This window comes from Mesorhizobium sp. M0830 (genome assembly GCF_040319965.1).
Classification (GTDB): Bacteria; Pseudomonadota; Alphaproteobacteria; order Rhizobiales; family Rhizobiaceae; genus Mesorhizobium.
On the sequence record NZ_JAMYOR010000041.1, the window covers coordinates 24,996 to 38,891 of the forward strand.

A 13,896-nucleotide genomic window follows, 5' to 3' on the forward strand; every position below is an offset into this window, starting at 1 on the left:
ATCGCTTTATTGTGCCAGCCAGGCGTTGAAGCGCTTGGTCAGATCCTCATTGTTGTCGGCCCAAAACTGAACGTCCGTCGTGACTGCCGTCTTCATATTCTCCGGATAGGTCGGCAAGGTCGGCGCAACCTTGGGATCGACCATGGCAATGGCCTCGACACGTGTAGGCGCGTAGGCGATGTACTTCGACTGCTGTGACATGTTCTTTGGATCGCTGGCGAACTTGATGAAGTCGTAAGCGCCCTCAACATGTTTGCTGCCAGCGGGGATTGCCCAGTAATCCCAGTCGAACTCCTGCCGATCCCAGACGATCTTGAAGTTCTTACCCTCCTTTATGGCATTGCCGATGCGGCCATTGAAGGCGCTCGTCATGACAACCTGGCCATTGGCTAGCAATTCGGGTGGCTGCGCGCCCGCCTCCCACCAAACGACATCGCTTTTGATGGTGTCCAACTTCTTGAAGGCGCGATCGACGCCTTCGGGTGTGGCCAAGACCTTGTAGACGTCGCCGGCCGGAACGCCGTCTGCCAGCAGTGCCCATTCCAAGTTACCGAAGGGCTTCTTCAGCAGTGCCCGCTTGCCAGGATATTTCTTCGTGTCGAACAGGTCCGCCAGGGAAGACGGCTGATTGTCCTTGTAGACATCGGCGTTGAACGCGAAAATCGTCGAATACGCGATCGTGCCAACGGCGCAATCCAACGCCGTACCTGGCAAGAATTTCGACGTGTCAGCGATCTTCGAATAGTCGAGCTTTTCGAACAGGCCTTCGTCACAGCCAGAGAGCGCATGCGATGAATCGACGTCAATTACGTCCCATGTGACGTTCCCAGCCTCCTTCATGGCCTTCAGCTTGCCAAGTTCGGCATCGTATTCCTCTTCGGTGATCTTGACTCCCGCTTGCTTGGTGTAGGGCTCATAATAGGCTTTCCGTTGGCTCTCCGAATAAGCCCCGCCCCACGAGACGATCGTCAGAGGTTCCGCGGCCTTTGCAGATTGGCAGCCGAGTACGCATGCCGCCACGGCTGAAGCGATCAGATTGATAGAGATTTCACTTTTCATTTGATTCCCCTTTAATTCACTCTGGTTCCCGTTGAATTGGCCGGACCAACCGGCTGCATCGCCTCTTGCCGGGCGTTCTTCCGCCGTGACGACGGTCGTTGTGGCCACCTCTCGATCACGCTTGCGGCCGGCGTTGCCTTTTGACGCCGTCAGCTACAGTCGAGAGCCCGGCAGTCCTCGGGTTTCCAGCCGACCTGGATGCGTGATCCGGGTGTCAGGTCTGGCACGCCTTCGGCATTGGGCAGTTTGATGATGAAATCGTTGGAGCCAAGGACCGAGACCCGAGCGCGGGTGTGATCACCCAAGTAGATCAGCTCTTCGACGCGGGCGTCGAACAGGTTGGCACATGCTCCAGCGGTCGGATTGATGCGCACCCGCTCGGGTCGAAGCGACAGCGTCGTTTTGTTTCCGGGCGCGTGGGCTCTGATCGGCAGTGCGCGAACGTCGCCGTGTCCCTTGACATTGACAACGCACTCCTTCGCATTCAGTGACGAAACGACTCCGGTCAGTTTGTTGTTTTCGCCGACGAACTGAGCGACGAACGCGTTCTCAGGTCTTTCATAGAGATCGGCCGGAGGCGCCAGTTGCTGGACGACACCGTCGTTGAACACAGCCACCCGATCCGACATTGTGAGAGCTTCGGACTGATCGTGTGTGACGTAGACAACTGTGACGCCAAGTTGCTCGTGGATGTGCTTGATCTCGATCTGCATGTGCTCTCGCAATTGTTTGTCAAGCGCACCGAGCGGTTCGTCCATCAGGACCAGTTTCGGATCGAATACGAGTGCGCGAGCCAGGGCGACCCGCTGCTGCTGCCCACCGGAAAGCTGGGATGGCCGGCGTCTGCGCATCTGGGTGAGTTGCACCATTTCGAGTGCGCGCTCGAGCTTCTTGTCAATATCGGCCCTTGGCATCCGACGCACCTGGAGCGGAAATGCGAGGTTCTCCTCAACCGTCATATGCGGGAAGAGCGCATAGTTTTGGAAAACCATGCCAATATCGCGCTTGTGCGGAGCTAGGTCGTTGATGCGACGTCCGTCAAGCTCGATGCGCCCTTGCGTTGGCACTTCGAAGCCGGCGAGCATCATGAGGGACGTCGTCTTGCCAGAACCCGATGGCCCCAGCAGTGTCAGGAACTCGCCGTGGCCTATCGACAGGTTGAGGTTTTTGACGACGAGCGTCTCACCGTCGTAGGTCTTTTGAATGTCGATGAATTCTACAAAATCACCTGCAAGACCGCATCTCTTCCCAGGTCGCTCCGGCTCCGACATCCTTGGGCTCTTCCCGTCTGGTTGCTGTTGATCCGTCGCTGTTGGCTCGCCCGCAGATCTGCGCTTGATTGAGCCGTCGTAACGCTAGGGCTGCAGGAGCGGCATGTTTGACCGATGTGGTCCAGCACCACGGCGGCACCTGCCGTTCAGGCAGGTCGATCGTTGCAAATGTGCCGGCTGTTAATGGCAATATTGAAACGATTCTTAGTCAGTGCAGGGTCTAAGAAAGGGGCTGCTTGGACCGCCCGCTCCGGTAGTTCGGTTTTCTTGGGGCCGAGCTTCACCAGTTTTGCTGGCAGAGCCCGGTTTCTGCGCCGGAAATTAAGCAAATGGGGCCGCAACGGCGTTTTGTCGGTTTCCGGCTTGCCTGGCGGAATCTATCCACCAGCTCCGTTAGGCAACCCAAAGCTGCGGCTTCGCGGCCAAACACTCACTCAGACAACATGAATGTCGTTCACTTAAAGGTTTGCCATAACCTTGCCGGGGTTCATGATGCCGTACGGATCCAAGGCGGTCTTTATATACCTCATGACGCGCAGTTTGCCTGGCGCACCATATCGCTCCAACAAATCCATCTTCACGCGACCTATACCGTACTCGGCGCTAAACGTGCCCTCCATTTCGGCTGCGAGTTGATAGATCAGCGGAGAGATTTCCCGTGCAAGCCGACTCTTGAACTCACCCTTGTCGGATAGAGCGGGGGGGACCAAGTTAAAGTGGACATTCCCGTCACCAACGTGGCCATAGACTGAAGCAACGGCGCCTTCAGCATTCTGTTCGACTAGTCGTGATGCCGCTTCGATGAAGGCCGCCAGCCGCGACGTGCGCACAGCTACGTCATGTTTGACGGAACCGCCGTGGTGAACCTCCGCCTCCGGTATGCTTTCGCGGAGATGCCAGAACTCCGCCCGCTGCTGGCCGCTCGAGGCCATGGTCCCGTCCGTGATCAGGCCATGTTCGAAAAGTTCGCCGAGCAGTCCGGTGACGGTCTCTTCAAGGTTGAGCACAGGCGAGGCCGTCGCTGCTTCTAGCAGAACGTAATGCCGGCTCTTCCCCTGCAAGGGACTACGAAGGTCTGCCTTTGCGTCCAGAAGCAGCTGCAACGAAGAGTCAGATATGTACTCAAATGACGTGATTTGCTCGCCGGTTCGAACCTGCGCTGCAGCGAGGATTTTTGCCAGGCTCTCGACGTCGTCAATGGCAAGAAACGCCGTCACCGTTTGTCGCGGTTTTCGCGCGAGCTTCAGTGATACGGCAGTGATGATGCCCAGGGTGCCCTCGGCGCCTATGAACAACTGCTTGACGTCATAGCCGGAGTTGTTCTTCCGTAAAGGGTTGAGTTCGCTATAGAGGCTACCGTCGGGAAGCACGACTTCGAGACCGAGGACGAGATCGCGGGCCATCCCGTACCGCAAGACGGAGATTCCGCCCGCGTTGGTCGAAAGATTGCCGCCAATGCGACATGACTGCTGCGAGCCGAGCGCCAGCGGCAGCAACAGGTCGGCATCGGCTGCGACCTGTTGAAGGTCGCTGAGGATGATGCCGGCATCTGCCGAAACCGACAGATTCGCCGGATCGAGGTCCCGCACGGTGTTCATTCTTTCGAGGCTGACGACAAGTTCGTCGCCCTTGTCGCTCGGCGTGGCCGCGGTGCAATAGCTGGTATTACCGCCCTGCGGGACGAGCGGGACACGGCGTTCGGCGCAAGCGCGGACGATGTGCTGCACCTGCTCCGTATTTCGCGGCCTCAAAACCGCGGTCGTGCGGCCGACATAGTGCCGGCGAAAGTCGGTCGTGTAGGCGGATATGATATCCTGATCGCGCGTGACGATCTCCTGCGGCAGATGGGCAAGCACCTCTTCGATGTGGTCCATAGTGGGGTCATTCATTGGAATTGGCATCCAACCAGACAAGGTTGTGACTAAATCTTTGAGTTGGACTGCTCATACGTCCTTGAAGTCCAGGGCCAAGTCGAGTGTCTTGTCGAGCCGCTCGATCAGCAGGTCCACTTCACTTTCGGTGATACAAAGGGGAGGAGCGAAACCGATCGTGTCATCGCCAAAAGCGCGGAAGATCAGACCATTCTTGTAGCCGGCGTCGAACAGGCGTGGACCGATTCGCGCGTCTCTCGAGGGCTTGCGTTTCGTTTCCTTGTCGGCAACGAGTTCAATGGCGCCCAGCAGGCCGACAGAGCGTACATCGCCGACCAGCGGGTGATCACGAAACTCCCTCAATCTCCGTCCAAAATAGTCGCCAACCCGCCTGCCGTTCTCCAGGAGGCCGCCTTCCTGATAGAGCCGCATGACCTCAAGCCCGACTGCAGCGCTTACCGGATGCCCGGAATAGGTCAGACCGTGGCCGAACGCCGACCCGTCGGCCGTTCCGTTGGCGATGACCTCATAGATGCGGTCGGAAACGATTGCGGCGCCCATGGGCACATAGCCGGAGGTAAGCCCCTTCGCGACGGTCATGAAATCCGGTTCAATACCTTCATGCTCGCACGCGAACATCGGCCCCGTGCGGCCGAAACCGGTAATGACTTCATCAATGACGAAGAGAATTCCGAGCTCGCGGCAAGCTGCCTGCATGGCCGTTAGATAGCCTGTCGGCGGCACGATTACGCTCCCGGAACCCTGGACCGGCTCACATATAAACGCGGCCGCGTTCTCTTGGCCGATCTCCCGAACCTTATCCTTCAGGGCCTGCACCGATGCTGCGGTGATGGTCGCGGGATCCTCTCCCACGACGTTGCGATAGGGGTAAGGCGAGGGGATGTAATGCTGCCAGGAGCGTGGCAGATCGAACTTGTCGTGGAAGATCGGAAGCGCCGTGAGGCCCGCGCCGTTCGAACTGGAGCCGTGATAGCCTCGCTCGAGGCTGATGAAGTGCTTCTTGCGCTTAAGTCCGCGCACATTGTTGTAGTAGCGCACCATTCGCACGACGGTGTCGACGGCGTCCGAACCGCCGAGCGTAAAGAAGACGTGGTTCAGGTCGCCAGGCGTAACTTCGGCCAGCTTCGTGGCAAGCCGGATTGCAGGCTCGCTGCCAAAATGGAAATAGCCGGTTGCGTAGGGCAGCCGCCGCATCTGCTCCATCGCGACCTCGACGATGCTCTCTTGTCCATAACCCGCGTTTACGCACCAAAGGCTGGCAAACCCGTCAAGCAACGTCTGGCCGTATGCATCGGTGATGAAGCAGCCTTTGGCTGATTGCAACATGATGACGCCGCGCTGTTCGTGCGCGCGAAGGGAGGTGACAGGATGGATGAGATGAGCACGATCATCTTCTATCAGGCTGTTTGACAGCATTTCGTCACCTCATGATTGGTTATCCATCATGGTGGCAATGCCCCTGCGAATTGTCGCTGCGGTTCTGGCATCGGGAACCAAGTTTTGTGCCGTATCCGGCAGCAGGGACGCACATCGTGCTGGACGACCCGATTGGCTTGGCCGAGGCGGGCCGCTTAAGGTTATCCCGGTCCGTCCCTTGCCGCGGTGTTGCCGCGTGAACGTCTCAATCCCAAGAGAATAGCTTATGTGATCAACTCTCGTTGATCAGTGACTTCAACGGAACGGTTCCGCGGTCGAAAATGGTTTTGATAACGATATAGCTGAAGTATTTTTCAACGCCGATGTTCCGATCGAGAATCGATTCCATAAGTTCCTGATAACTGGAAACGTTCTTGCTGACGAATTTCAGTAGATAGTCATAGCCACCGCTAACCAGATGGCACTCCTGGAGCGTTTCGTATCTACGAATATCGGCCTCAAATTTGATGAAATCCTCCCGCCTGTGGTCGTTCAACGTCACCTCGGTGAATACTGTAAGATGATCGACAAGTTTGGACAGATGGAGCCGGGCGTTGTAGCTTACAATATAGCCAGCTTCTTCCAGGCGCCTCACTCGTGCCAGGCAGGGGCTTGGTGACAATCCCACCAATTCAGCCAAATCGACGTTCGAAAGCCGCCCGTTTTGCTGCAGCTGCGCGAGAATATTGATATCGATCCGGTCTAGTTTTGGTAATCCAGCCATTCTCGCGCAACCTTATAGAATCAGCCCCGGAGAGCTTCCTGATGAGCCTTGGCGAGATCAGCCATGCTATCGAACCGGAACTCGTATTTCGGCATGTTGCCCGGATGCATGGTAGCGCCGAAGCCTTCCTGATTGTAGCGACGATAGATCCAGCAAGAGGCGAGGCCGTGACGATTCGCCGGCCCGTGGTCGTGGAACATGCTTTCAGCAGTGTGTAGGATCTCGTCCTTCTGAATGCCCAGCGTCTCCAGCTTCTTGATCATGTATTCGAAGTTGCGATCTGAAGGTTTGTAGGAGCCGGCATCTTCCGCGGTGTAGATCGCGTCGAACTCGACCTCGAGCTTTTCGTTGCTCGCGGCAAAACTCTCGTTGTCGACATTCGACAGAATGACCAGTTTGTAGTGACGCTTGAGATATTGCAGGGCGCCCGCGGAGTCGGTGAACGCCGGCCAATTCTTCACCGACTTGCTGTATGCTACGCATTCAGCCCATGAAACCGAAATGCCCCATTCTTCGGCCAAACGTCTGTAGACGATTGGCAGAAGATCGCGGTAGTTCTTGGCCGGCGTCTGCAATTGCTGGGACGATTCGTGACGGGCATGTGCCTCGAGCACTTGGTTTCGCGATAGCGCTTTTGGGAGGCGGCGGGTCAAGGGCTTGAGGCCCTCGAACATGCCTGATTCCCAATCGATCAGCGTACCATAGCAGTCAAAGGTCAGGGCTTTGAAGTCTGTCAGTTTCATGGCGTAAGTCCTTGGTGTCGATGGGATAAGCTGGCATTAAGTGGACGCGCTGACCTTCACTGCATAACGAGACGCATTGCTCGGGATGCTCGCAATTGACTGCCTTCCAATCGTGAAGTGCGGCACGGCGCTATAAAAGTGCATTTATTTCAAGCTGAGTTCAGGCGAAGCGCTTGTCTACCCTTTCAGGCGCTGAGGCGCCCATCTGGGCTCGTATACAGTTCGAACGCTGGCATCTTGCGCTGAATCAACAACCAATCGCCGTAGAATCCATGCACTCAGATGGCATGCTCTGCCGAAAAGGGGGCTTCGAATTGGCATATTATGCTGGATTGGGAAAAGCCATCGCGGGCAATTGCCTAAGCGGCTTAGAAACAGACTGTCGGAACAAGGATGCGCTTTTGGCCGTGCTGAGCGGAATCTGTAATGAACAAGGATGGGCTCTCGCCGTCGGCCGAACAGATCGTGCTCGAAACCAGCGGCCTTGCTGACCCTGCGGCAATTGCGGCCTACGTGGGGGCCGACTTTCCTTCCGCGCAAGGGCGCCAAGCCTCGGCTGTTGCCATAAGCCCGATCAAATCGAATATCGACGGTATGTCGGAGTTTCCAGTAGGCGTTCTACTGGCATTTCATTTCGCAAGCGGATGAACGATGACCCCTCTATTTGTGAAACCGTGCCAATGTAAACATTTGCTGACGATGGTCAAAAGACCGACAGTCCAAGCCTATCTTATCCCTTGCCACGAGACCATGTAAGACAGCGGCCAACCAAGTGCGGCTGGCAGGCTCTGGCTACACACCGTTCAGAGCTGTCTCTCCTGCCGTCACTTCTGCAGGAAGATCACGCGCGCCGCGACTTTCGATCGTGAGCAGCCAAAGCATCATGCAGGGCAACAGCGTCAGCGTCAGAACGGTGGCACCTGCAAGCCCCCCGATGATTGCGTAAGCCATCGGCCCCCAGAAGATCTCGGTGGCGATCGGGATCATGCCCAGAATCGCGGCGCATGCGGTCAGTACGATGGGACGAGCGCGGTGTAGGGCCGCGGCTACAATGGCTTGGTCGGGCGATTGGCCGAGCGCGACGTTCTGATCCACTTCCTGGATGAGGATTACCGCGTTGCGAATAATCATGCCTGACAACGCTATGACGCCGAGCTGCGCCACGAACCCCATCGGGGTGTTCGTAGGCAGCATTGCGGCTACGACACCAATGAGCCCGAAGGGAGCCATCAGCATTGCAACGGCCATGCGTGAGAAGCTCTGGAGCTGAACCATCAGCAGCGCCACAATCACGAGCAGCATGATCGGTACGACAGCGAAGACGGATGAGTTCCCCTTCTCCGCCTCCTCGGTAATGCCGCCAGCCACAATCGAATAGCCGGGCGGCAGGTCAGACCGAAGCGTTTGCAGATTTGCGTCGACTTCCCTCGCCACAGTCGCTGCCTGGACGCCCTTGGCGACATCCGCCTGAACGACAACCATCGGCTCGCCTTGCCGGCGCCATACGATCGGGTCCTCCATGCCATACGCGACGGTTGCAACCTGGCGCAGCGGAACTGACTTTCCATCACCGGTTCGCAGTTGGAGGTTGCCAATCGTTGCGACCGATGTCCGGTCCGCCTGGATGCCCTTGACGACAACGTCAACAAGCCTGTTCTTGTCGCGAACCGCCGTCACGGTAGTCCCCGAAAAGACCGAGGCTATCTCGCTCGCAACAGACTCCGAACTCATACCGAGAGCCTGCGCCTCGATCTGATTGACGACGACTGTCACGCTGCGCTGAGGCTCACCGGCCGTGAGGTTGACATCTCGGCTCTGCGGATCGTCTCCGACAAGGCTGGCAACCTTCAAGGCAAGCTCCCGAACTTTCTCGTAGTCGGGCCCGGTAACCCTGAACTTCAGTGGCCAGCCGACCGGCGGTCCGAGTTCGAGCGGCGAAACCCTGGTGATCACATCCGAGAAGTCCCTGCCCAGCGCCGCTTCGAGGCGCGTCCGGACTGCGTCGCGTTGCTCGACACTTTTGGCGACAACCACCGTTTCGGACACATTGTCGTTTTCGAGCAGCAGGTCCATTGGGAGATAGAAGCGAACCGATCCGGAGCCGACATAGGTTGTGAAATGATCAACATCCTGATCGCTTTTGAGAAGTACCTCCAACTGCCGCACGCGCCTGTCCGTCGCTTCGCGCGAGGCGTTTTGCGGTAATGTCAGGCTTACAAGCAGTTCGGGGCGATCGGACGCAGGAAAAAACTGCTGTTCTAGACGGGTCGCGCCTACTATCGACAGGGACAAGGCGCTCACCGCGAGTATCAAGGTCAGCCATCGATGCGATAGCGACCAGCTCAGAAGTTTGCGGAACGCCGACATCACGAACCCGCTTTCGTGGTGTCCAGTCGGCATGCTTCTGGGCAGGATCCATGTCCCAATGATGGGTGAAAAGAACACCGCCACAATCCACGATGAAGTAAGTGCTATCAAGACCACCATGAACAGCGAGAAAGTATACTCACCCGCGCTTGAGGCCGCGAAACCGACAGGAATGAAGCCGGCGATCATCACCAGCGTTCCAGTGAGCATGGGGAAAGCCGTTGTTTCATAGGCATGACTTGCCGCTACTGATTTTTCTTTGCCGTTTTCCAAACACGATACCATCGTCTCGACAGTGATCATCGCATCGTCAACAAGAAGGCCCAGCGCAATGATAAGAGCGCCAAGCGAAATGCGCTGCAGGCCAATCCCGGCAAGATCCATTCCAACGAAAGTCATCGCCAGCACAAGAGGAATGGACGCGGTGATGACCAAGCCCGCCCTCGTGCCGAGCGAAACAAAGGAAACCGCCAGCACGATCAAGATCGCCTCCAGCAAGACTTTGACGAAGCCGCCCACTGCATCCTTGACCACGCTGGATTGATCGGCCACCTGCGTCATCTCAATCCCGTGCGGCAATTCGCTGGCGATCGATGTCATCTTGCCCTTCAGGGCCTTTCCGAATGTGAGAAGATTGCCGCCCTCGGACATGGAAATCGCCAGTGCCATGACTGGTTCGCCGTTGACCCGCACGGTCGGCGCGGGAGGATCGACAAGTTCGCGAGAAATGCTTGCAACATCCTCGAGCCTGATGAAGCGGCCATCCGCTCTAAATGTCAGGTCGTGGAGGTTCTTTTCCGACATGAAAGCACCACTGACGCGCATGGAAATCTTTTCGCCGGCAGTTCGCACGACTCCCGTTGGCGCAACCGCATTCTGTGCACGGATGGCTTCGATAGCCGCGGACGGATCGATGCCCAATGCAGCCAGCTTGCTGGACGAAAATTCGATGACGATCTGTTCTTCCTGAACGCCCAGGACGTTTACCTTGCCGATATTGAGCACGGATAGGACCTGAGCGCGGATTGCATCCACCCGGTCGCGAAGCTCGCGCTGCGAAAAACCTTCTGCCGTGAAGGCGTAGATGCTGCCGAAGGTGTCGCCGAACTCATCGTCGAAGAAAGGCCCTTGCACGCCCGCGGGCAAAGTCGGCGCCGTGTCGGAGATTTTCTTGCGGACGGTATACCAGATTTCGTCGACCTTGGCGGGCGGCGTGTCATCACGAAGATTGACGAAAATCACGGACTGGCCCGCCCGCGAGTAACTTTGGGTAAAATCGATATGCGGCGTCTCCGACAGTTTCTTCTCCAGTGGGTCTGTCAGAAGATTTACGGTGTCTGTGGTGCTCGCCCCAGGCCACATTGCCGAAACGACCATGGTCTTGATCGTGAAGGGCGGGTCCTCGTTGCGGGAGAGCCGCTGATAGCTCCAGATGCCGCCGATGACGGTGGCAAGCATCAAGAATACAACCAGCGACTGATGCTTGAGCGTCCAGGCGGACAGGTTGAAGCCGTGGGTCAGCGCGTCTTTCGCACCGGTCATTGGCCCGACCCGCCTTCAAGCTTGACGACTTCGCCGTCGCGCAGTTTGCTGACACCGGCCGTAGCCACGATATCGCCATCGACGAGCCCTGTGGAGATCAGTAGATCCTTGTCGTCGAAGCGCTCCAAATGCACCTTTCGGTATTGCAACTTGCCCGTTGCCCGATCATAGACGAAGACGGCGCTGGCGCCACCATCATTGGTCAAGGCCGATGCCGGCAGTTGGAACAGTTTCTTAGGCGACAGAACGATCTTGCCAAGAACAGCGGAGCCAAGCGGCATCTCACTGCTCGCAGCCTCCAGCGCGACTTTTACCCGGAAAGTTCGCGTACTTGCATCTGCAGCCGGCGTGATTTCGCGCACTCGACCTCGGGCGACTATGTCAGGGTTGGAAATCAGGCTGACGTCTACCACAGGGTCGCTGGACTTTAGCGCAAGCAAGCGTTCGGGAATATCGAAGACGGCGTCGCGATCCTCTTTGGATATGAGCGTCACAACCACCTGGCCGGCGCCGACGACTTGGCCCTCATTGGCTGCAACGGAGGAGATGATGCCGTCACGCTGAGCCTTCAACTCCGTGTAGGACAGTGCTTCTTTGGCACTGGCGAGCGTTGCGGCCGCGACCTCAAGTCGGGCCCGTGCGGCTTCGAAGTTGGCCTGCGTTTCCTGCATCTGCGCCTTGGAGGCCACGTTCTTGGCAAAGAGATCCTGACTGCGCTCGGCAGTCATTTCTGCAAGGGCGAGCGCTGATTTTGACGAAGCTTCCTCCGCTGTCGCAGTCACAAGATTGTTGTTGGCCGGCGTCTTGTCGACTGCCGCCACAATGTCGCCCGCCCGCACGGTCGAACCGGTTTCGGCGCGATAGGTCAACTGGCCATTCATTCTGAAACTCATGACCGTCTCAAGACGTGGCCGGACTTCGCCGGTCTGCACGACCGTCTCCCCCAGTTCCTTCGCCTCAGCCACTACCGATCGAATTGGTCGCACTTCCGCGGTTGCGGTCGGTTCTTCCGAGCACGCTGAAAGCATGGCCGCCAAGAGGACGACCCCCAGCATAATTTTCCGCATTTCTGTTATCTCCTAGGCCGCGAGGCCACGCATGACCGTGTCGATCGTCGCGTCGATCAATTGGTCGACGTCACCGAAATCGATTTCATTGATGGTAGCAGTCAGGGTTACGGCGCCGTGGACACAGGCCCAGAGCATCTGCGTGGTGCGCTCGACATCGCGCTCGACCATCATTTTCGTTGATATTGCTTGTGCGACCCGCCTGCGCAGGTTCGCATAGGGCGCGAGTGCCGCTTCGTCGTGCTCAAGCACATTGGTAAGGCCTTGATCATTCTCCAGAAACAGCAGCCGGAATCTGTCGCGATCGGCCAGGCCGAAATCCGCGTAGGCCCTGAGCATGGTTCCGATGGCAAGCAGTGGGTCATCCGTGGAAGAGTCGATTTCCTCGAACGAAGATCTAAGGTCTGCAAGGGCATCTTGCCAGAAGGCCCAGAGAAGATCCTGCTTGCTTGGAAAATAGCGATAGATGGCTCCTGGCGTCAATTTCAGGGTCGCTGCCAATCGCCGCATCGACAACCCTGCCAGACCAGAGTGTCCAACGATCTTCGCCGCCTGCGTGAGAATAGCAGCGCGCGTATTCGACAATTCTGTTTCCGTCATGGGCAGTCGAGGCATGTTGACCCTCCGATAACGCGTTTATTAAACGCGTTCAAATAATGAGTCAAGTTGCGATCGCGAACCGCAGACCCTTCCTGATCGGCGTCGTTCAGACCCTGCAAGATTCTCAGCGCGGCATGTATAGACCTCGCCTTCCTCGGTTAACGTGATGGTACGTGTCGTGCGCAACAGAAAGCGCGCCGAGGCTAGCTTCCAGCCGGGCGATCATGCGGGCTGGGACCGTCTGTTCGACGTCAACGTGATGAGCGGCGTGCGCCTGTCGAGCGCCTATCTGCCGGGCATGCTGGAGCGAAAATGGGCGAGCGGCAATGTCGCCGCGCACGGCGATTTACCAGCGCAGACGATGTCGCACGTGCCATCGACGCCTGCGGCGGGTGTCTCGATATCGTCGTCAACGCCGCCGGATTGATGATCCTCGACGAACCGGAGAGCCTGAGCGACGAAACCTGGGCGCGCAGCTTTGCGGTCAATGTGACGGGCGCCATGATGGTCTGCCGCGCCGCACTGCCGCTCATGAAAAGCGCGGCGGCGCGATCGTCAACATCGCTTCCGTCGGCGCCTTCAATGCCGGCGGCCAGAATGCCGCCTATTCGGCCAGCAAGGCAGCACTCGTCTCCTACACCCGCTCGCTCGCCTATGCGCATGGCCCCGACGGCATCCGCGCCAACGCGGTGGCGCCTGGCTGGGTGCGCACGCCGATGAGCGTCTACGAAATGGAAGTGGCGGCAGCGGCCAACGGCTCGACGCCCGACGAGGAGTTCACCGCGCTCACCGGCCGCATCGCGCTTAGGCGTGTCGCCGAGCCGGCCGAGATCGCCAACTGCTGCCTGTTCCTGGCTTCCGATGCCGCTTCCTTCGTCACCGGTGCTGTGCTCGTCGCCGATGGCGGCGGCCGTGCGCCCACGCAAAACAGGGCGGTTTGACGCGACAGGGACAGTGAGGCTCGTTATCGGCTCAGGACCAGGGAATACTGGCACTCTGACGAGCGGCGCCAGTTGTCTCACGCTGCTGCCTTTATCGGCTTTCCATAACTTGTGAAGTGGTCCGTCGTCTAAGTTTTCATGTAGTAAGATTGTAAGTTACATAAGATATGGGTATGCGACTTTCTGTTGCAGCAGCTATATAGAGATGCGACACTTGAGCAATTTAGAGATGCGACAGTCCCCGACTTTCACAGCTCATGCTCTGGCCAACTCG

The 13,896-nt window shown here is 57.8% G+C and carries 10 protein-coding genes and 2 pseudogenes; 3 read left to right on the plus strand and 9 right to left on the minus strand.

Annotated elements, in window-relative coordinates; translation table 11 throughout:
• Positions 1–6: 6 nt before the first annotated feature.
• The 6 genes from NKI20_RS22255 to NKI20_RS22280 form a co-directional block, all read right to left on the minus strand.
• Positions 7–1,059: an ABC transporter substrate-binding protein gene (locus tag NKI20_RS22255; protein ID WP_502898149.1), complete on the minus strand. Its 1,053-nt coding sequence runs from the start codon at positions 1,057–1,059 to the stop codon at positions 7–9.
• A gap of 149 nt (positions 1,060–1,208) precedes the next feature.
• A complete protein-coding gene (locus NKI20_RS22260) occupies positions 1,209–2,330 on the minus strand; it encodes an ABC transporter ATP-binding protein (RefSeq protein WP_352834289.1) in 1,122 nt (373 codons plus the stop codon).
• A 458-nt stretch (positions 2,331–2,788) separates the two neighbouring features.
• Entirely contained in the window at positions 2,789–4,204 is a 1,416-nt protein-coding gene (locus NKI20_RS22265; RefSeq protein WP_352834292.1) for an FAD-binding oxidoreductase, read from the minus strand.
• A 69-nt stretch (positions 4,205–4,273) separates the two neighbouring features.
• Positions 4,274–5,638 carry an aminotransferase class III-fold pyridoxal phosphate-dependent enzyme gene (locus NKI20_RS22270; protein ID WP_352834294.1) on the minus strand — a complete coding sequence of 455 codons (1,365 nt, stop codon included), beginning with the start codon at positions 5,636–5,638 and terminating at the stop codon, positions 4,274–4,276.
• A 232-nt stretch (positions 5,639–5,870) separates the two neighbouring features.
• Positions 5,871–6,362 carry an Lrp/AsnC family transcriptional regulator gene (locus tag NKI20_RS22275; RefSeq protein ID WP_352834297.1) on the minus strand — a complete coding sequence of 164 codons (492 nt, stop codon included), beginning with the start codon at positions 6,360–6,362 and terminating at the stop codon, positions 5,871–5,873.
• A gap of 20 nt (positions 6,363–6,382) precedes the next feature.
• Entirely contained in the window at positions 6,383–7,105 is a 723-nt protein-coding gene (locus NKI20_RS22280; RefSeq protein ID WP_352834300.1) for a haloacid dehalogenase type II, read from the minus strand.
• A gap of 426 nt (positions 7,106–7,531) precedes the next feature.
• On the opposite strand from NKI20_RS22280, the gene NKI20_RS22285 reads away from it, so the two are divergent.
• Positions 7,532–7,753, plus strand: a complete 222-nt coding sequence (locus NKI20_RS22285; RefSeq protein WP_352834304.1) for a hypothetical protein — start codon at positions 7,532–7,534, stop codon at positions 7,751–7,753.
• 144 nt (positions 7,754–7,897) lie between these two features.
• On the opposite strand, the gene NKI20_RS22290 is transcribed toward NKI20_RS22285, so the two are convergent.
• From NKI20_RS22290 to NKI20_RS22300, 3 genes are read right to left on the minus strand one after another with little or no spacing between them, the layout of a single operon-like run.
• Entirely contained in the window at positions 7,898–11,014 is a 3,117-nt protein-coding gene (locus tag NKI20_RS22290; RefSeq protein ID WP_352834306.1) for an efflux RND transporter permease subunit, read from the minus strand.
• Complete coding sequence (locus NKI20_RS22295) at positions 11,011–12,042, minus strand: efflux RND transporter periplasmic adaptor subunit (RefSeq protein ID WP_352834338.1); 1,032 nt, start codon at positions 12,040–12,042, stop codon at positions 11,011–11,013. Before NKI20_RS22295 ends, NKI20_RS22290 begins: the two co-directional genes overlap by 4 nt.
• Positions 12,043–12,093: 51 nt before the next feature.
• On the minus strand, positions 12,094–12,696 hold the full coding sequence (locus NKI20_RS22300; protein WP_352834309.1) for a TetR/AcrR family transcriptional regulator: 603 nt from the start codon (positions 12,694–12,696) through the stop codon (positions 12,094–12,096).
• Between the two features lie 211 nt (positions 12,697–12,907).
• Here NKI20_RS22300 and NKI20_RS33775 point away from each other — a divergent pair.
• Both NKI20_RS33775 and NKI20_RS22310 read left to right on the plus strand, forming a co-directional pair.
• A pseudogene (locus NKI20_RS33775) lies at positions 12,908–12,997 on the plus strand (oxidoreductase); the annotation flags it as partial.
• Positions 12,994–13,622, plus strand: a pseudogene (locus NKI20_RS22310) (SDR family NAD(P)-dependent oxidoreductase). The pseudogenes NKI20_RS33775 and NKI20_RS22310, both read left to right, overlap by 4 nt.
• The last annotated feature ends 274 nt before the right edge of the window (positions 13,623–13,896 follow it).